17 protein-coding genes are annotated in these 17,960 nt (G+C 69.4%); 7 read left to right on the forward strand and 10 right to left on the reverse strand.

Features of this window, described 5'->3' with window-relative positions:
* Position 1 precedes the first annotated feature (1 nt).
* Both AC07VC_RS08985 and gmd read right to left on the reverse strand, forming a co-directional pair.
* Positions 2–1,006, reverse strand: coding sequence for a GDP-L-fucose synthase family protein (locus AC07VC_RS08985; RefSeq protein ID WP_494675827.1), 1,005 nt, complete (start codon positions 1,004–1,006; stop codon positions 2–4).
* A complete protein-coding gene (gene gmd, locus AC07VC_RS08990) occupies positions 1,003–2,055 on the reverse strand; it encodes a GDP-mannose 4,6-dehydratase (RefSeq protein ID WP_494675828.1) in 1,053 nt (350 codons plus the stop codon). The genes AC07VC_RS08985 and gmd overlap by 4 nt, the downstream gene beginning before the upstream one ends.
* Before the next feature lie 162 nt (positions 2,056–2,217).
* Between gmd and AC07VC_RS08995 the strand changes: the two genes are divergently transcribed.
* Genes AC07VC_RS08995 through AC07VC_RS09005 form a run of 3 tightly spaced genes read left to right on the forward strand, consistent with a single transcriptional unit; the run spans position 2,218 to position 5,224 of the window.
* Positions 2,218–3,507, forward strand: a complete 1,290-nt coding sequence (locus AC07VC_RS08995) for a glycosyltransferase family 4 protein (RefSeq protein WP_494675829.1) — start codon at positions 2,218–2,220, stop codon at positions 3,505–3,507.
* A gap of 50 nt (positions 3,508–3,557) precedes the next feature.
* A complete protein-coding gene (locus AC07VC_RS09000; RefSeq protein ID WP_494675830.1) occupies positions 3,558–4,109 on the forward strand; it encodes an LbetaH domain-containing protein in 552 nt (183 codons plus the stop codon).
* Positions 4,106–5,224 carry a glycosyltransferase gene (locus AC07VC_RS09005; RefSeq protein WP_494675831.1) on the forward strand — a complete coding sequence of 373 codons (1,119 nt, stop codon included), beginning with the start codon at positions 4,106–4,108 and terminating at the stop codon, positions 5,222–5,224. Before AC07VC_RS09000 ends, AC07VC_RS09005 begins: the two co-directional genes overlap by 4 nt.
* Positions 5,225–5,276: 52 nt before the next feature.
* Here the strand turns inward: AC07VC_RS09005 and AC07VC_RS09010 are convergent, their stop codons facing one another.
* Positions 5,277–6,389 carry a glycosyltransferase gene (locus AC07VC_RS09010; RefSeq protein ID WP_494724458.1) on the reverse strand — a complete coding sequence of 371 codons (1,113 nt, stop codon included), beginning with the start codon at positions 6,387–6,389 and terminating at the stop codon, positions 5,277–5,279.
* A gap of 575 nt (positions 6,390–6,964) precedes the next feature.
* Here AC07VC_RS09010 and AC07VC_RS09015 point away from each other — a divergent pair.
* Positions 6,965–7,969, forward strand: coding sequence for a glycosyltransferase family protein (locus tag AC07VC_RS09015; RefSeq protein ID WP_494675833.1), 1,005 nt, complete (start codon positions 6,965–6,967; stop codon positions 7,967–7,969).
* Positions 7,966–9,186, forward strand: a complete 1,221-nt coding sequence (locus tag AC07VC_RS09020; RefSeq protein ID WP_494675834.1) for a lipopolysaccharide biosynthesis protein — start codon at positions 7,966–7,968, stop codon at positions 9,184–9,186. The genes AC07VC_RS09015 and AC07VC_RS09020 overlap by 4 nt, the downstream gene beginning before the upstream one ends.
* Before the next feature lie 18 nt (positions 9,187–9,204).
* On the opposite strand, the gene AC07VC_RS09025 is transcribed toward AC07VC_RS09020, so the two are convergent.
* The 5 genes from AC07VC_RS09025 to AC07VC_RS09045 form a co-directional block, all read right to left on the reverse strand.
* Positions 9,205–10,467 (reverse strand): O-antigen ligase family protein, encoded by a 1,263-nt coding sequence (locus tag AC07VC_RS09025; RefSeq protein WP_494675835.1) that lies wholly within the window; start codon positions 10,465–10,467, stop codon positions 9,205–9,207.
* A 113-nt stretch (positions 10,468–10,580) separates the two neighbouring features.
* Positions 10,581–11,783, reverse strand: coding sequence for an acyltransferase family protein (locus tag AC07VC_RS09030; protein WP_494675836.1), 1,203 nt, complete (start codon positions 11,781–11,783; stop codon positions 10,581–10,583).
* Between the two features lie 85 nt (positions 11,784–11,868).
* On the reverse strand, positions 11,869–13,440 hold the full coding sequence (locus AC07VC_RS09035) for a sugar transferase (protein WP_494675837.1): 1,572 nt from the start codon (positions 13,438–13,440) through the stop codon (positions 11,869–11,871).
* 144 nt (positions 13,441–13,584) lie between these two features.
* Positions 13,585–13,872, reverse strand: coding sequence for a hypothetical protein (locus AC07VC_RS09040; protein WP_494675838.1), 288 nt, complete (start codon positions 13,870–13,872; stop codon positions 13,585–13,587).
* A 116-nt stretch (positions 13,873–13,988) separates the two neighbouring features.
* Positions 13,989–14,192 (reverse strand): cold-shock protein, encoded by a 204-nt coding sequence (locus AC07VC_RS09045; protein WP_012038298.1) that lies wholly within the window; start codon positions 14,190–14,192, stop codon positions 13,989–13,991.
* A 267-nt stretch (positions 14,193–14,459) separates the two neighbouring features.
* Here AC07VC_RS09045 and AC07VC_RS09050 point away from each other — a divergent pair, with 267 nt between their 5' ends.
* Positions 14,460–16,130: a bifunctional 3'-5' exonuclease/DNA polymerase gene (locus AC07VC_RS09050; protein ID WP_494675839.1), complete on the forward strand. Its 1,671-nt coding sequence runs from the start codon at positions 14,460–14,462 to the stop codon at positions 16,128–16,130.
* Between the two features lie 72 nt (positions 16,131–16,202).
* Here the strand turns inward: AC07VC_RS09050 and AC07VC_RS09055 are convergent, their stop codons facing one another.
* Positions 16,203–16,388 (reverse strand): hypothetical protein, encoded by a 186-nt coding sequence (locus tag AC07VC_RS09055; RefSeq protein WP_146081627.1) that lies wholly within the window; start codon positions 16,386–16,388, stop codon positions 16,203–16,205.
* Between the two features lie 95 nt (positions 16,389–16,483).
* Here AC07VC_RS09055 and AC07VC_RS09060 point away from each other — a divergent pair, with 95 nt between their 5' ends.
* Complete coding sequence (locus tag AC07VC_RS09060; protein ID WP_494675840.1) at positions 16,484–17,335, forward strand: DUF1684 domain-containing protein; 852 nt, start codon at positions 16,484–16,486, stop codon at positions 17,333–17,335.
* Between the two features lies 1 nt (position 17,336).
* Here the strand turns inward: AC07VC_RS09060 and AC07VC_RS09065 are convergent, their stop codons facing one another.
* Positions 17,337–17,939, reverse strand: coding sequence for a PadR family transcriptional regulator (locus AC07VC_RS09065; RefSeq protein ID WP_494675841.1), 603 nt, complete (start codon positions 17,937–17,939; stop codon positions 17,337–17,339).
* Between the last annotated feature and the right edge of the window lie 21 nt (positions 17,940–17,960).

The following is a 17,960-nucleotide window of genomic DNA, read 5'->3' on the forward strand; positions in this document are numbered from 1 at the left end:
GCTACTCCCGCAGCGTCGTGATGTGCTCGCGGTACCACTCGACGGTGGAGCGGAGCCCGGCGTCGAGCCCGATGGAGGAGGTCCATCCGGCCGCCGCCAGCTTGGACACGTCGAGGAGCTTCTGGGGCGTCCCGTCCGGCTTGGTGGCGTCCCACTCCGTGCGGCCCTCGTAGCCGACGACGTGCGCGATGGTCTCCGCGATCTCGCGGATCGTCACGTCCGTGCCGGTGCCGACGTTGACCTGCTCCGGACCGTCGTAGTGCTCGAGCAGGTGCAGGCACGCGGCCGCCATGTCGTCCACGTGCAGGAACTCGCGACGCGGCGTCCCGGTGCCCCAGTTGGTGACCGACTCCGCCCCGGACGCGCGCGCCTCGTCGTACCGGCGGATGAGCGCGGGCAGCACGTGCGAGCCCTGCGGCGAGAAGTTGTCGCCGGGGCCGTAGAGGTTCGTCGGCATGGCCGAGATCCACGGCAGCCCGTGCTGGCGGCGGACCGCCTGGATCTGCATGATGCCCGCGATCTTGGCGATGGCGTAGGCGTCGTTGGTCGGCTCGAGGTGGCCCGTCAGGAGGCTGTCCTCGGTGATGGGCTGCGGTGCGAGCTTCGGGTAGATGCAGGAGGAGCCGAGGAACAGCAGCCGCTGGACCCCGTGCGCGAGGGCTGCGTCGAGGACGTTGACCTGGATCCGGAGGTTGTCGCTCAGGAAGTCCACGGGGTAGGTGCTGTTCGCCAGGATCCCCCCGACCTTCGCGGCCGCGAGCACGACGTGCACCGGACGCTCGGCGGCGAAGAAGGCGAATACGGCGTCCCGGTCCTTGAGGTCGAGCTCCGCCGACGTGCGGCCGACGACGTCGGTGAAGCCCTCCGCCTCGAGCCGGCGGACGATGGCCGACCCCACGAGCCCGCGGTGCCCGGCGACATAGACGCGCGCCGATCGGTCGAGCGGTGCGGGCGCGAAGGCGACGGCGTCGCGCTCGTCCGCGGCAGGGGCGGCGGCCGCGGTCACGCCTGGACCGGGGTCGGCTCGGCCGTGCCCCAGCTGGCGAGGCGCACCGTGTCGATCCACGGGCTGCCCTCGGAGGAGAGCGCCGCGATGTCGGCGTCGACCATGATGCGGGCGAGCATCGTGGTGTCGACGGTCGCCTCCCAGCCGAGCTTCTCGCGCGCCTTCGAGGCGTCACCGACGAGGGCGTCCACCTCCGTGGGGCGCAGGTAGCGCGGGTCGAAGCGCACGTGCTCGGACCAGTCGAGCCCGGCGTGCGAGAACGCCGTCTCCAGGAAGTCGCGGACCGTGAAGTTGCCGCCGGTGGCGAGCACGAAGTCGTCGGGCTCGTCGGCCTGCAGCATCCGCCACATGCCCTCGACGTACTCGGCGGCGTAGCCCCAGTCGCGGATGCTGTCGAGGTTGCCGAGGTAGACGTGGTCCTGCGTGCCGGCCTGGATGGCGGCGACCGCGCGCGTGATCTTGCGGGTCACGAAGGTCTCGCCGCGACGGGGCGACTCGTGGTTGAACAGGATCCCGTTGACGGCGAACATGTCGTACGCCTCGCGGTAGTTCTTGGTGATCCAGAAGCTGTAGAGCTTCGCGGCGCCGTAGGGCGAGCGCGGGTAGAACGGCGTGGTCTCGCTCTGGGGCGGGGGAGTGGCCCCGTACAGCTCGCTCGAGGAGGCCTGGTAGAAGCGGGTCTCGATGCCGGAGAGGCGCACGGCCTCGAGCAGTCGGATCGTGCCCGTCCCCGTGGTGTCGGCGGTGTGCTCGGGCTCGTCGAAGGAGACGCGCACGTGCGACTGGGCGGCGAGGTTGTAGACCTCGTCCGGCTGGATCTGCATCATCAGCGTCGTGAGCCGGGAGCCGTCGCTCAGGTCGCCGTAGTGCAGGAAGAGCTTCGCGCCGTCCTCGTGCGGGTCCTGGTAGAGGTGGTCTATGCGCGACGTGTTGAACGTCGACGAGCGGCGGATGAGGCCGTGGACCTCGTAGCCCTTGCCGAGCAGCAGCTCGGCGAGGTACGAGCCGTCCTGCCCGGTGATGCCGGTGATGAAGGCCTTCTTGGCCATGGATCCCCCCAGATTCTCATGTGATGTGGACGGCTGCGGGGCGATGCCCGGCGCGCGCCGTCGGGTCGAATCTAACGTGGCGGCGGCATGCGGCGGCAATCGGGGTACGACGGCGCGCGGGGCGTTAACGACATCGAAACGTCGAGCAGGCAGAATGACCCCATGGGGGATCTACGAACGACCGACGCTGCGCGCACGCAGACGTCGCAGGACCTGGGGGGCCTCACGGTCTGCCTGGTCGGCATCAACTACTGGCCGGAGACGACGGGAATCGCTCCGTACACGACGGCGATGGCCGAGGCGCTGACGGATGCGGGAGCGTCCGTGCACGTCATCACGGGCATCCCGCACTACCCGCAGTGGAAGCTGCAGGACGAGCGGTACGCCGAGGGCCGCCGCTGGGAGGAGATGCGCGACGGCGTCCGCATCACCCGCGTCCGGCACTCCATCCCGGAGACGCCCGACCTGGTCGGCCGGGCGAAGCTCGAGTCGAGCTTCCTGCAGGGCGCGCTCCGCGAGGTCCGCCGCGACACCAGCGACGTCGTCATCGCCGTCACGCCCTCGCTCGCCGGCCTCGCCGCGGGAGCGCTCGGGCACGGCCGTCGGCCCTTCGGCGTGCTCGTCCAGGACCTCACGGGCAACGCCGCGGGCGAGTCCGGCACCACGGGCGGCCGCGCCTCCCGCCTCATCGCCTCGGGGGAGTACGCGCTCCTCCGCCGCGCGGACCGCATCGGCGTCATCACGCCGCGCTTCGGCGACCTCCTCATCGAGCAGGGCGTCGAGGAGCAGTGCATCTCGGGGCTCCCCAACTTCACCCACATCACGCCGGTCGACGTCTCCGCCGCCACCGCCCGCACGCGCCTCGGATGGACGGACGACGCCTTCACGGTCGTCCACACCGGGAACATGGGCATGAAGCAGGGTCTCGAGTCCGTGGTCGAGGCCGCGCGCCTGTCCGACACCCGGGACCTCGGCATCGAGTTCGTGCTGGTCGGCGACGGCAACCAGCGCGCCGCGCTCGAGGAGCAGGGTGCCGGGATCCGGTCGCTGCGCTTCGTTCCGCCGCTCGACGGCGACGACTACCCCTACGCCCTCGCCGCGGCCGACGCACTCCTGCTCAACGAGAAGCCCGGCGTGCGCGAGATGAGCATGCCGTCGAAGCTCACGTCGTACACGAGCAGCCGTCGCCCCATCATCGCCGCCGTCGAGGACGGCGGCATCACCGAGAGCGTCGTGCGAGAGCACGGGGCCGCGGCGATCATCCCGCCCGGCCAGCCCGAGCGCCTGCTCCAGGCGGCGCAGGACCTGCGCTGCGACGCAGCGCAGTCGGCGCACCTGACCAGCGCGGCGCAGCGGATGTACCAGAACCGCTACTCGCCCGTCAGCGCGCATGCCCGCTACGTGCGCTTCGCGCAGCAGCTGTCGACCATCCGCGCCGGGGTCCCGGCGTGACGGCGGCGACCGGCGCTCCGGGCGGCTCCGCCCCGAGCGCTCGGACCGACGTGCCCGTCATCGACCTGTCCCAGGCCCCCGGGGAGCACCAGGCGTGGGACCGACCGAGGCGCACGGTCTACCTGTGGGCGGCGGTCGAGCTCCTCCTCGTCACCAACCCGTGGCAGATCAGCTCCGGCCTCCGCATCCGCGCCCTCCGGGCGTTCGGCGCGGAGATCGGGGAGGGCGTCGTCTTCCGCCCCCGCACCCGGGTCAAGTTCCCCTGGAAGCTCCGCATCGGCGACCGCTCGTGGATCGGCGAGGGCGTCTGGTTCCACAACCAGGACCTCATCACCGTCGGCCACGACGTCGTCCTCTCCCAGGAGACGATGCTCACCACGGGAAGCCACGCGCACCGACGCGACATGGCCCTGATCACGCGGCCCATCGTCATCGAGCCGGGCGCGTGGATCACCTCGCGCTGCCTCGTGCTCGGCGGCGCCCACGTCGGCCGCTCGGCGCTCGCGCGGCCCATGACGGTCGTCGCGGGCGACGTCCCCGCCGGCGCCATCGTGTCCGGCCCGGACTGCGCGATCGTCGGCTCGCGCTTCGCCACATCGTGACTCGACCCCTGCGCATCGCCCACGTCCTGCCGTACGTCTCCGCAGACGGTGCTTTCGGGGGTCCCGTCGCCGTCGCGGTGGAGCAGTGCCGCGAGCTTGCCCGGCAGGGGCATCGCGTAGTGCTCGTCGCAGGATGGGACGGCGAGGTCGACCTGTCCGTTGACGGCGTCGACGTGCGTCTGTTCCATGCGCACGCGCTCCCCGGCCTCGGGTTCAGCGGCCTGGTCTCTCCCGGCTTGATCGCGGGGCTGCGGCGTCACGTCCGCGAGTTCGACGTCGTTCACATCCACATAGGACGGCACTTGCTTGCCCTCTCGGCCGCAGAGGTCTGTCGACGGGCGGGCGTGCCGTACGTGCTGCAGACCCATGGGATGGTGACCGAAGACGCGCGCGTCAAGTCGCGTATCCTCGACGCCGTCTCCGTCCGCCGCGTCCTCGCGGGCGCACGAGCCGTGCTGGCGCTCACGAACGCCGAGGAGGAGTCGCTCGACGCCGTGTCCCGCGGAGATGCGCGCGTCGTCCATGTTCGCAACGGCGTGGCGTCGGTCTCCGCGCCCGTGCACCGGGAGCCGGATTCGGATCCCGAGGTCCTCTTCCTCGCCCGATTGCACCCTCGCAAGCGCGTGCTCGCTTTCGCCGAGATGGCCACCTTGCTGCACGAGCGCGGTGTCCGAGTGCGCTTCTCCGTCGTCGGCCCCGACGAAGGCGACCTCGCGGCGCTCACTGCTTACATCGCCGCGCACCCTGGTCTGCCACTGACCTACCAGGGCAGCGTCGCCCCAGGAGAATCCACGGAGCGTCTGGCCGGGGCGGCTGTCTACGTGCTACCGAGCGTGCGCGAGGTATTTCCTATGACGGTGCTAGAGGCGATGGCTGTAGGTACGCCAGTGGTCCTCACGGAGGATTGCGGGATCGCGGAAGAGCTGGACGCCCTGGGGGCCGCCCTGGTCACCGACGGGTCGGCACGTGAGCTCGCGGCTGCCGTGGAGAAGCTACTCACTTCTCCGACCATCGGCTGCGAGTTGGAGCGGGGCATGCGGTCCAGCGTCGCGGGAGCATTCGGCATCGCCGCGGTGGCAGAAGAGCTCGTCTCGCGATACAAGTTCTCTTCGTAGCCGCCACGGCGGCTCCCCGTGCTACGTCTTCGACGCGAGGGCCGCGCGCGGCCTACCGGGCGTCGAGTGCGTCGAGTGCGTCGAGGATCGTGTTGGAAATTACCTGCGCCGCGGCCTCGATGGTCGGTTGGTTGGCGGATGGCGCGTCGACGCGTCCTCCGTGGCCGATCCACGCACTCGCGTAGTCCTCCGGCGTCGCCTGGACCTCGACCACGTCAATTCCGGGCCGGAGGTATTCGTGCTCCGGCGCGTGAGCGGCGCCGACCGTCGTCAAGATCGGAAGACCCATCACGAGCGCGTCGACGGCGACCAGGCCGACGCGTCCCGGGTTGAGGAGGAGTCGGGACATGGCTGCAGCCGGTGCGTAGGTCTCCGCTGTAGCTTGTCCCAGAAGCACCACTCGGCCTGAGTCGACGGCCAAAGCCTCAACCAGCTCCCGCGACTCCCCGTCGCCCGCAATGACCAGCCACTGCGAGGGATCTTCGGCGAAGGCGATGCGTGCCGCGTCCACGAGCAAGTCCACGCTCTTGAAGCGGTTCAGCGCGCCGAGGAAGAAGGAGATTTGCGCGTCTCGTGGAATGCGGTGCCGGTCCAAGAACGCCGCCTCGTCGGCCGGCGTGACCGCGTCCATGGCACGCTGCAGACGCGATGTGTCCGTCGAGTTCCGGAACGCCGAGACCTGGTCCTCACGCAGCCGAGTCGAGGCCAGCACGTGCCGACGACCTGTCTCCGTGTACGTCAGCACCCGCGTGGCAAGAGTATTGAGGAGGTCCTCCGCGGCATCCGCGAGGAACGACTGGGTCGTAGTCTCCGAGATCCCGTGCCCCAGCGTGACGTACGGCTGACGCAGCCCCGCGCGCATCCATGCGTTCAGGTTGGTGCCCTGCATCTCGGTCACGAGAAGCACGTCGCGTCCTCGCCAGGTGCGAGGGAGGCGCCGGAACGTGAACTTCGGAATGGAGCGCACAGGCTGGAGCGTCCAGGCACCGACCCTGCTTGCCCACGTGGGTTCGATGCTGTCACCGCGGGCGGCGACCTCCCGCTCTTGCTCGACGTCGCCGCCATAGAAGACGCGGCAGTCGACCTCCGCCTCCGACAGTCGGTCGATCACCAGGGCCCAGAGTCGTTCGCGGTAGCCCGGGATGTACGGCTGGGTGATAGCCACCCGCATCCTCAAGTCAAGCTCCTGACCGAAGCGGTCTGAGTCACGACGATTCCCATGGTCCCCCTCATCGACGATAGGGGTGCGAACAGCCGCTAGAGCGGTCGGCTTCATGCCACCAGCCTCGGTGCGCGCAAGGCGCCGCTCCTGCGGCGACACCCTCCCCCGCTGGCGAGAGTAGTGCAGGCTGCACCGTCGCGTGGTCCCCGGCATGCGTGGCTAGGGGTCGGGGCGAGGGGCCCCGCCCGGCATACTGGTCTCGGCACCGGGTGAACTCTCGGGGCCGAGAACATAGGGGGACAGGATTCGCATGGGGGACTGGGGACGAACCGCGATGCCGGAAGGATCCGTCTGGCAGCGACACGCCACTCGTAAGGCCAGCAATGGCCGCCACCGTTGTGTCCGGACGCGAGTTCCCGGACGCGCGTGCTGACCCGGACCGTCCTCCGGTCGCACGGCCTCTCACCCACCCGTGGGAGCCGCGCATGAGCGCTCCTCGGCTGCGTGGGTCCTCGCCAGCACCCGATGGACCCGTATTCATCCTCGAGGGAAACGCGAGCGGCCACAGGTTCTACTACGTGCGCCTCCTCGCCGATGCCATCATCGACAGAGGTGGGCAGCCCGTCTTGGTGACGACGCCGAGCCAGATGGATAGCCCACAGGCCGTCGAGTTCCTGCGGGGGCTCCCGTCGTCGTTCACCGTTGTGGAGATCCCAAGCGCCGATGTGCACCCCGTCTCGCAGCTGGCTCGGGACATGGGTGCTGGACGCGTCGTCATCCCTGATGGAGATCGCCACCTGATCCCGCTCCTGACGCGCCGCGGGCGCGACCTCCCCCATATGACCGCACTGATCATGCGCGAGCCCGACCTTCGGCCCAGTCAAGGAATCCGCTCCTTCGTCCGCCAGATCCTCAAGTTCGCCACCATGACGCTCGTGAGCCTCCGGGGCTCGACGACCGTCGCGGTCCTCAAGTCCTCCGTTTGGGCTGGCAAATCCCGATTCCCCGTTGCGCAGGATCCGGTGACCCTCGCCGCGACGGCGGACGACGTATTCGACGTGCGGGAGCAGTGGGGCCTCGACCGCGGTCGCCGATGGTTCGCCGTGGTCGGCGCGATCACGGCGCGGAAGAACCTCCCGATGGTGGCAGAGGCTTTCACGCGCATAGCCGGAGACGGCGTGGGCCTCCTGGTCGGGGGCGCGATCCTGGACGGGCAGCTCGCCGAGGCAAAGCCCCACCTTTCGGAGGCGCGCCAGAGAGGCGCGCGCGTCGTGGTCGTCGACCGCATGCTCGAGGACAAGGAGCTCGATGCCGCAATCGCCGCGGTCGACTGCGTCGTCCTCGCGCACTCCAATGAGGGCCCGAGCGGCATCTTCGGGAAGGCCGTGGTCTCGGGCACGCGCCTGCTCGTGTCTGGCGCGTCGAGCCTCCGGAACGATGCCCGTGCCGTACCCACGCATGCGCGGTGGACGCCCCTCTCCGTCGAGGCGATCGCTCAGGGCATGGCCGACGCATCGATCGCCGACCGGCCCCTCGCCGTCTCCGGTATGAATTCCTCCAGATTCACTTCGGCTCTACTGTGACGGACGCCGCGCCGGTCCCTTCCGGCGGTCTGGGACGCCAGGCCACCTTCCTTGCCGGCTCGACGGCCCTCGCTCAGATCCTGACGGCGGTCATCTACCTACTCGCGGCGCGATCGAGCGGCCCGGAGGCATTCGGTCACGCGGTCACGGCCGTGGCCATCGCGTCCAGTGCCGTGGGACTGATCGACTTCGGCACGAACTCCCTTTGGCTCCGCGAGGCGGCGCGCGGGGACCTCACCGCGGAGCACTTCACCGAGCGCGCCTTCGGCAAGCTCGCCTTCGCCGGCGTCGTCCTGCTGATCGTCGGGACGGGCCTCCTCATCTGGTCTCCCACAGACCTACTCTGGACTGCGGCGCCGGTCGCGATGTTCTTGCTGCTCAGCCAGACTGCGCAGGTGCCGTTGCGCGCCAAGTCCAGGATGCTGACGGTGGCACTGTCGCTCATCCTTGACCGCGTCGTCGGACTGAGCATCTTGATTCTCAGCATGTTGCTCGGCGTGGAAGGAGCTGCAGCCCTCTGGATCGCGCTGGTCTTGGGATCGACGGCCAGCACCGTGCTCCTCGTGACTCGCATGCCGGATCGGCAGGCGCTTCGGAGGACTAGGCGCATCAGTCGCGTCCCGTGGAGAGGGTCGGGCTTCTACGGGCTGAGCAGCGTGGCGGTCACGTCGCAAGCTCTCGACGTCGCGATCATGTCCGCGGTCGCCGGTCCTGCCGCCGCGGGAATCTACGGCGCCGTCAATCGATGGACGCAGCCCATGTCCCTCGCAGTATCCGCGTTCGCCGCCTCAGCTGTCCCTGTGGTCGCGCGCGCACGGTCTTGGAGGAACGCCTGGCCCGTAGTTCGCAAGGCCCTCTGGCTCCCCATCGCCGCCATGGGCGCCTGCGTGCTCGTGATCGTCGCAGCGCCATTCTTCGTGGATCTCCTAGTCGGAGAAGCCTTTGCGGAATCGGCGTCCGTCCTGCGCGTGCTAGCCCTGGGTACGCTCCTCGCCATCGCCAATCAGCCGCTCGCGATCTTCCAGCAGTCGCTGGGGTACGACAAGCCGGTGTCGTTCGTCACCACCTCCGCCGTACTCCTACAGCTGGTCCTCGTTGCCCTCTTTGCAGGAACAGCAGGCCCGGTCGGAGCTGCATGGGCCTTCGTCTGTGCGCAAGCGACAATCTTCGTGCTGCTCGTGGTCGTCATGGTCCGGAGTCGAAATCAGAGCGCGTAACGAAGGTCATGCCGGGTGCTAAGTAGGCCCGTGCCTTGAAGACGAGCCAAAATCAGGAATGCCGCCCAATTTACGGAACTTTCGATGAGACCGTGATGAAGATACAGTTTCACGAGCCATACCCCGTTGGGTGACGGCGAAAATGGCAAGAAGAGCACCGAGAGCCATCAGCGACGACCGGTTGACCGCCCAGGGCGAGAAGAAGACGTCCCATATTCCCTGAACACACACGACCGCGATGAGGGGATAGAAACGGCCTCGGGCCTTGAATAGCGCGGTTGCGAAGAGGGCTACCAGCGCAATAGGGAACAGCGCAGCGAGGACGCCTCCGGACACCCACGACTCGAAGAGGATCGAGTGAAGCGAAACCTGCCCGTCACTCCGGATCCAAATTCGACGGTAGGCAGGTAGGTCGTACATCCCGATGGCATTCGCCAAGCGGCCACCTAGGCTCAGGGTGCGCTCCCCAATCTCCTGCGGGTTGCCCCATCCGAGGAACGGTTTCTCGGAGATGGCCGCTACTGACAACGGCGGTTCAACACGGCCGCTCAAGATCGCAGGCCCACCACCGTCGAGCTGATTTTCTGTCTTCTGCCGAAGCGAGGCGCCGAAGACACCGCTCTCAATGATGTTGATGATGACGTTAAAGAGCACGGCGAGGAGGACGCCGAGGGACCCTGCCCGCAGGCCCCACCAGCGGCTGGTGCCGGCCCGCGAGTGAAAGATCCACGCCACTACCGCAGCGAGGCAGACACCGGAGAAGGAGCGGTACTCGAGCACGAGGCTAACGAAGGCGATGGCACCCAATGTGACGATCGGCGCCAGACGACCGCGGAATCGGCACGTGAGGTAGACGACAGCGACGGTGAAGGGCAGGGCCACCCCGTACTTCCACAGCACGGCAAGGTCGTAGGAGTCGTTGCGTCCCGTGACCGCGAAGTAGACCGTCGTACCAAGACCGGCTACAGCGAGGATTTGCGCCGTCGTAGACACATCGGATGCAACCTTCGAGAATCCAACAAGGCATAGCCCGAATACCACGGCGCTCAATATTTGAGGCCACTGCGGCCCGGAGACCGCCATGAGCCCGGAAACCACCATCATGACCACCGAGAGCGTCGCGGTGGAGATGATGATTTTGTTCCAGCGCGACCATGGCTTCCGTGAGCGGATCGGAAAGAAGACCGCGGTAGCGACGCTGGTGAGTGGCACGATGGCGGAGAGCGTAGGCAGCGCGGCGGTCAGCCCTGCAATGATCCGCGCTGGCTTGCGGTCGAACAAGGCGTCAGCGCTAGCGTGTCGCGTAACGTCGGCTATTTTGATCTTCGCCGTCGGCGGCTCGGCATCTGAGCCAGACGGCGACGTCAGACGAGTCCGCGCGCGCGATGCGGACCTCATGATGCATCCCTCGCGGGGGCGTCGGGTGCAGGCACGACGACATCCGTCGCGGCTCGTCTCCCTAGCTGTTCCAGCATGTTGTTCAACGCTTTCTTGGTGGCTAGACGTGCCGGAGTCTCGAAGAAGGCGAGCACTAGGACGCTCGTGCCAATAGTAAGCAACACCCACACCCAGCCGAACCACGGCGCGGACCCTGTGAGGCTCATCAGGTTCATCAAGGGAACGTGGATCAGATAGAGGGAGAAGCTCGCCTCACCGAGGAGCAGCAGCCACCGTGCGGCGAGCCAGGATGCCCCTCGTCTCGGCGGCACAGCAAGGCCGAGGATGAGGATCGCGAAGAACGGAGTGAGCAAGAGGTACGCCGGCCGCACCGGCACAGTGAACGAGAGCACGGCGATCGATGCACTCGCGACGACCAGCGCGACGAGACGCCGCCGACCGACGAGCAGCCACTCGCGGCCTCCTCTTCGGAAGAGAAGTGCCGCCACTACGCCGACGAGGAAGTCGAAGAGGTGCGTGACGGGGAATTGGCTGACAAGAAATCCACGCTGTCCCATCGGCGCCACGGCCTGAACTGCGACGATGAAGATGATCTGAAACGCGAACGCGATGATCACGAGGATCACCAAGCCAGTGGATCGCAACCGACGAATCAACACGATGAGGTACGGGAACAGCAAATAGAAAAACATCTCGCATGCGATGCTCCATGCGGGGCTGTTCCATGGCTGATTGATCCGGGCCGCCGGGAACCAGCCTGTGGTCACGGTCAGCTGGCTCGCGAAGCTCACGATGAGAGCGACCGGATCCCGCTGGTTCAGCGCGTACCAGTCCAGGAGTCGAAGACGATCGTCAGCGAGCACGACATAGGCGACGCCGATAGCCCCGATCATGAGAGAGAGTATGACGACGGGGTAGATCCGGGCGATGCGGTTCACGAAAAACCTCCGGCGGTCACGACGTCCGGTCAAGTCGGCATAGTTGTACGCGAGGATGAATCCGGAAAGCACGAAGAAGAGGGCGACTGCCGTCCGCCCGCCGTCGACGAATGCCACTGCCGCGGACGGAACGACGATGAGACCGCGGTGTGCAAAGTGCGAGATGAGTACAGTCATGGCCGCCAGGAATCGCACCCCGGTCAACGCAGGAAGCCGCCTGTCGTCGTGGATGGCGTCGGCGGCCATCACCGGCGTCGGCATTCGCGGTCTCCGCCGCAATTTGTTGTCCGGGCGGCGGCGTCGGCGGCACGGTTTCCGCCGGTGCGCTGCGTCACCGACCGCCGCATCAATACGCCCCCTCCCGCGCCAGCACAGCCCGCGCCGTCCGCCACAGGATCACGAGATCCCCCACGATCGACCAGTTCTCCACGTAGTAGAGGTCGAGGCGCACGCTGTCCTCCCACGAGAGGTTCGAACGGCCGCTCACCTGCCAGAGGCCGGTGATGCCGGGCTTCACGAGGAAGCGCCGGTGCACCTTCGTCTCGTACGCCTCCACCTCGCGGGCGAGCGGCGGGCGCGGTCCCACGAGGGACATGCTGCCGTTCAGGACGTTGATGAGCTGCATGAGCTCGTCGAGGCTGTACCGCCGCAGGAACCTGCCGATGGGCGTGACCCGGGGGTCGTCCTTCATCTTGAAGAGCACGGAGTTGCCGGCGTCCCGCGCCTGCTTCTCGAGCTCGAGGAGGCGCGCCTCGGCGTCCGTCACCATGGTGCGGAACTTGAGCATCTGGAAGGGCCGGCCGTTGATGCCCACGCGCTCCTGACGGAACAGCACGGGTCCGGGCGTGCTCAACCGGACCGTCATCGCGATCACGAGCAGCAGGGGAGAGGAGAGCAGGAGGATCACGGTGCTGGCCAGGATGTCGAAGGCGCGCTTCGCGAACTGCTTGGTGCCCTCGTAGCGCGGCGTCTCCACGTGGATGAGCGGGAGTCCCGCCACCGGCCGCGTGTGGATGCGGGGACCGCCGATGTCGGTGAGGCTCGGCGCCACCACGAGGTGCTGCCGCCCGGGCTCCAAGGACCAGCTGAGCTCGCGGATCCGCTCGGCGGACAGCTCGTCGTTGCTGGCGATGACGACGGTGTCCGCGTCGACGGCGCGCATGGCGCCCTGCAGGTCGTCGAGCTTGCCGAGCACCGGGATGCTGCTGCCCGGGAGGGTCGCCGCGATCATGCCCGACGGGATGCACGCACCGACCACGAGGTAGCCGGCGAACGGCTGGCGGGCGAGCTCGCGGGCGAGGAAGGTGGTCGACTGCTCGGAGCCGATGAGCAGCACCCGCGAGGAGTAGCGGCCCTTCGCGCGCTGCACGTTGAGCCACTGACGCCACATCCAGCGGCTCAGCCACAGGGTGAGGAGACCCAGCGGCAGCGCGATGATGATGTAGCCGCGGGCGAAGTCGATGCGGAAGAGGAAGGCCACGATGGCGACGAGCCCGAAGAGGCGGACCGTGGCGTCCAGGATGAGGCGGTACTCCTGCGGGCCGGTGCCGAGGACGCGGTACCCGCGCGTGCCGTAGACGCCGAGCACGAACATCCAGGCAGCGATGATGATCACCGAGAGCACCGAGTAGCTGACGGCGATGTCGGCGGTGTTGCCGGAGAACTGCACGTCCGAGGTCTCGACGCCGAACCAGGCGATCTGCACGCCGAAGACGACCCACACCAGCACGAGGAGATCGGTGACGACCAGTCCGAGGGCGTAGGTCCTGCGCCAGTCGTGGGCGCGCGCGCCGTGGGCCTGCGTGATGGGACCGGAATCCGGTCGGAGACCTCGGGCTGATCGATCCGACATGCGGACCCTGCTCGCGGGCGCCTCATCCCGGGCGTCGTCCTCGTGCGTCGTCTGCTGTTCGATCATCGTCCCCCCAAGCCGATGGTGCGTCCCCCTGAGGCGCCGTCGACTCCCGAGGGAGAGACTACAGCGGTTCCTCAGCATTCCCGACGCGACCACGGGGGAGCGCCCGGAACGGGTGCTGACGGGACGACGCCCTCGGGGGCGGGTTCAGATGCGGGTCCAGGTGCCGCCGTCCCGGCGCGTGATGCTCGCCCGCGGCACGTCGACGAGCTCGGACGTGCGAGCGCGGACGGCGCCGGCGATGCGCTCGGCAGCGCTGTCGTCGTCGGCGGTGAAGCGCACGGTCAGCCGGGGCTCGCCGCGCACCACCTGGATGTCGTTCGCCTCGAGCGTCGCGATGCGCGCGGCCTCGCCGGCGGCGGCGGGCAGGACGGCGGCGGGGTCGGCCCCGGGGCGGAGCACGCCGACGGTCATGGTGATGCGGTAGGAGGGCACGTTCCATGCTCTCGCACGGGGAAGCGCTCGTTAAATGGAAGACGGCCCCGACCACATGGTCGGAGCCGTCCTCGGAAGCTCAGCGTGCGTCGCTCACCAGTGGTGAGCGGGTGGCGTTAGAGCGGGCGGATGTTCTCAGCCTGGGGACCCTTGGGGCCCTGGGCGACCTCGAACTCCACCTTCTGGTTCTCGTCGAGCGACTTGTAGCCGCCCGTCGCGATCGCGGAGTAGTGAGCGAACACATCCGCGGTTCCGTTGTCGGGAGCGATGAAGCCGAAGCCCTTTTCAGCGTTGAACCACTTGACGGTGCCTGTTGCCATGACGAAATTTCCTTCAAAAGAGATGCATCGATCCCGGGACCCGGGACCGCGGGTCGTCTGCCCCTCGTGAGCCTCCCGGCGGACCGGTCGGATCGTGAGGACCTGACGACTTGTCACCAACCCTAGCGGGTGAACCGCGCGCGAGGGGGGATGCGCGCAGATTCTCGTGGGCGTTTCCCTGCATGACGTGCCGTGAGGGGTCGCGAACGGCGGCGGCGTGAGCCGGCACGGGTCTCCGGAGTCGGTCGGTGACGGGATGATGAGGGGATGCACATCCTGGTCGCGCGGACGCCGGACGGCGTGCGCCTGATCGACGTCGACGGGACGGGCGCGGTCACAGGCCAGCGCGACGTCGCCTCCGAGGAGTGGCCCGCGATCGCCGCGTCCCGCGAGCGGGAGCAGCCCTCCCCGCGCTGGGTGTGGGACGACACGGCCGCCTGGTCCCGCACGCTCCTCCCGGCGGGCGTGCGCGTCGCGCGCTGCCACGACCTCCGTCTTTGCCACGCGATCCTCCGGCTGTCCACCCTGACCGCCGACAGCGCCCTCGCCCGCCGGCCGGTCGGCCCGTGGGACCGTGCCGCACCGGTCGAGCGGGAGCGATCCGCCGCCGCCACCCTGTTCGACGACCTCGACACCCCGGAGGGCGGGTCGCCCGACGACCTCGTCGCCGAGCTGCGCCTCCAGCTGGAGGCCGTCGCGGGCAGCGCGGAGCCCGGTCGCCTGCGTCTCCTCCTCGCGGCGGAGTCCGCCGGCGCCCTCGTCGCCGCCGAGATGTCGGCCGACGGGCTGCCGTGGGACACCGCCGTCCACGACGCGCTGCTCGTCGACCTGCTCGGCGGACGACCGGCGCACGGCGGCGCGCCTCCCGCGATCCTGCGGCTCGCCGCCCGCATCCGCGAGCTCCTCGACGCGCCGGACCTCAACGTCGACAGCCCGCCCGACATGCTGCGGGCGCTCCGAAGCGCGGGCATCGATGCCACGAGCACCCGCCAGTGGGAGCTGCAGGAGATCGACCACCCGGTCATCGCCCCGCTGCTCGAGCACAAGAAGCTGTCCCGCCTCCTCGCGGCCAACGGCTGGACCTGGATGGAGACGTGGATCCGCGACGGCCGCTTCCATCCGGAGTACGTGCCCGGCGGCGTCGTCACCGGGCGCTGGGCCGCCAGCGGCGGCGGCGCGCTGCAGCTCCCGCGCCAGATCCGATCCGCGGTGCGCGCCGATCCCGGCTGGCGGCTGGTGGTCGCCGACGCCGCGCAGCTCGAGCCGCGCATCCTGGCGGCGCTGGCGGAGGACCGGGCCATGGCCGACGCGGGCCGCGGCACGGACCTGTACCAGGGCCTCGTCGACACGGGCGTCGTCGACACGCGCGCCCACGCCAAGGTCGCGATGCTCGGGGCCATGTACGGCGCGACCTCGGGGGAGAGCGGCCGGCTGATGCCGCGGCTCGTCCGCGCGTACCCCCGGGCCACCGGCTACGTCGAGGGCGCCGCACGGGCGGGCGAGAGCGGCGGGGTCGTGAGCACGCGTCTTGGACGGTCCTCGCCGCCCCCGTCCGATGCGTGGCGGGACGTGCAGCAGGTGGGCCGGGCGGGGGAGGCGTCTGCGGCCGACGCCGCCCGTGCGCGCACCTCCGCCCGCGACCAGGGGCGCTTCACCCGCAACTTCGTGGTGCAGGGCAGCGCCGCCGAGTGGGCGCTCTGCTGGCTGGCGGGCCTGCGGCGGCGCCTGGCCGCGATGGAGCGGCCGGACTCGCGGCCCCACCTCGTGTTCTTCCTCCACGACGAGGTGATGGTGCACGCGCCGGACGACCGGGTGGATGAGGTGCGCGCCGCCGTCACGGACGCCGCCGCCGAGGCCGGCCGACTGCTGTTCGGCGGTGCCCCCGTCGACTTCCCCGTCATGATCGCGGTGGTCGACGACTACGCCCAGGCGAAGTGAGGCAGCGGGCCCGCGCACGGCGACGCCCGGCCCCGCAGGGGACCGGGCGTCGCCGACGGCGGGAGCCGGGGATCAGCCGCCGGAGCCGACGTCGCCCTCGTGGTCCTCGCCCTCGCTGGTGTTGCTGCCGGAGCCGTCGGGGGTCGTCTCGTCGGATCCGCTCTCCTCGGTGACGGAGGAGGACGTCTCGACGTGCTCCTCCGTGTGGGTCGTCGTGCCGTTCTCGTCGGTCGAGGTGCTCTCGTGGTCTGTGCTCATGCTCCGAACGTACGCTCGCGCCCCATCCGCGTGAACCCCGGCCGGGGACACGCGGACGACTTGGCGGGGGCCGGGCGGACGGCGAGGATGGGGGGATGACCGATCCCGCCACCGCCGCACCCGCCCCCGCCGATCCCGCGGAGGTGCTCGCCGTCTACCGCTCGCGGCGCGAGCAGATGGTGGTGCTGCCCCAGGGGAACCTCGCGCTCGTCAACACGCAGTGGATCTCGCACGACGCCGCCCCGCAGCCCGTGTACGGGATCCCGGGCGTCTGGTCCCCGCTCGAGCCGGGGGTCTCCGGACTCCGCGTCCAGGCCGATGCCGCCGACGGGCTCCGCGTCGACGGCGTCCTCGTGGACGGCGAGGCCGTCGTCCGCGGCCGCGACGACCCGCAGCCCTCCGCCGTCGTGGCCAGCGACACGGTCTCGGCGTTCGTCATCGCCAGCGAGGAGGGCACGTACGCGCTCCGCGTGTGGGACGCGCAGTCCGAGGCGATCCGCGACTTCGGCGGCATCGACGCGTACCCGTACTCCGAGGAGTGGGTCGTGAAGGCCGACTTCACGCCCATCGAGGGCGGCCGCGCGATGGGGTTCGAGCACCTGAAGGACGACGGCGCCACGAAGGACAAGGTCGTGCCGGGGGAGATCACCTTCACGAAGGACGGCGTCGACTACGAGCTGGCCGCGTTCCGCGAGGGACGCGCCCTCCTCCTGGTCTTCTCGGACGCGACGAGCGGCGAGTCCACCTACGGGGTCGGCCGCTTCCTGATGGTCGCGCCCTCGCCCGACGGCACGATCACGCTCGACTTCAACCGGGCCTACCTCCCGCCCTGCGCGTTCAGCTACAACTTCAACTGCCCGATGCCGCCGAAGCAGAACCGCTTCGCCGTCCGCATCGAGGCGGGGGAGAAGAACGTGCTCGCGAAGGGCGGCGGGCTGCTCCACTAGCTCAGGCGTCGGCGTCCCCGCCGCGTCGTGCTGGACGTCCGCGGCGCGGGGCGACGGCGAGGCCGAGCGGGCCCGCTCCCGTGGCCCGCGCCTCGTCGATGCGACGCTCCGCCGCGTCCAGCCAGGACAGCCGCGCGGCGGTCTGCGCCTCCTGCGCCTCGACGGCCAGCAGGCGCGCGAGCGGGAGCCCGCCCTCGGCTGCCTCCAGCTCGCGACGGAGCCGGGCGAGCGCCGTCGCCTCTCGCAGCGCGCCCTCGCGCTCCACCCGCACGACCTCCCGCGCGTCCGCGTCGGGCAGGGACAGCGCGAGGGTCACCTTCACGAGCAGCTCGTCCCGTGTCCCGACCGCTCCCACGCTCGCAGTGAGCCACGACCCGACCTCCGCGACGCCGGCGGCCGTGATCGTGTACGGCACGTGCCCCGCGTCATCCGTGGCGCCCTTGACGACGAGCCCGTCGCGCTCGAGCCGGTCGAGGGTGTTGTAGATCTGGCCGACGTTGAGCGGCGCGGCGGTGCCGGTGCGTCGGGTGAACTCCGTCCGCAGCTGGTAGCCGTAGCAGGTGCCCTCGGTGAGGACCGCGAGGAGCGCGTGCCGTACCGACATCGACTCCTCGTTTCCCGGCCC

It is taken from the genome of Clavibacter sp. GW821-FHT01D01 (assembly GCF_059422605.1).

Coding starts and splice junctions, on each gene's coding strand:
- gmd (WP_494675828.1), bottom strand. CDS start 2,055: ATGGCCAAGAAGGCCTTCATCACCGGCATCACCGGGCAGGACGGCTCG.
- AC07VC_RS08995 (WP_494675829.1), top strand. CDS start 2,218: ATGGGGGATCTACGAACGACCGACGCTGCGCGCACGCAGACGTCGCAG.
- AC07VC_RS09030 (WP_494675836.1), bottom strand. CDS start 11,783: ATGCCGACGCCGGTGATGGCCGCCGACGCCATCCACGACGACAGGCGG.
- AC07VC_RS09035 (WP_494675837.1), bottom strand. CDS start 13,440: ATGATCGAACAGCAGACGACGCACGAGGACGACGCCCGGGATGAGGCG.
- AC07VC_RS09045 (WP_012038298.1), bottom strand. CDS start 14,192: ATGGCAACAGGCACCGTCAAGTGGTTCAACGCTGAAAAGGGCTTCGGC.
- AC07VC_RS09050 (WP_494675839.1), top strand. CDS start 14,460: ATGCACATCCTGGTCGCGCGGACGCCGGACGGCGTGCGCCTGATCGAC.
- AC07VC_RS09055 (WP_146081627.1), bottom strand. CDS start 16,388: ATGAGCACAGACCACGAGAGCACCTCGACCGACGAGAACGGCACGACG.
- AC07VC_RS09060 (WP_494675840.1), top strand. CDS start 16,484: ATGACCGATCCCGCCACCGCCGCACCCGCCCCCGCCGATCCCGCGGAG.
- AC07VC_RS09065 (WP_494675841.1), bottom strand. CDS start 17,939: ATGTCGGTACGGCACGCGCTCCTCGCGGTCCTCACCGAGGGCACCTGC.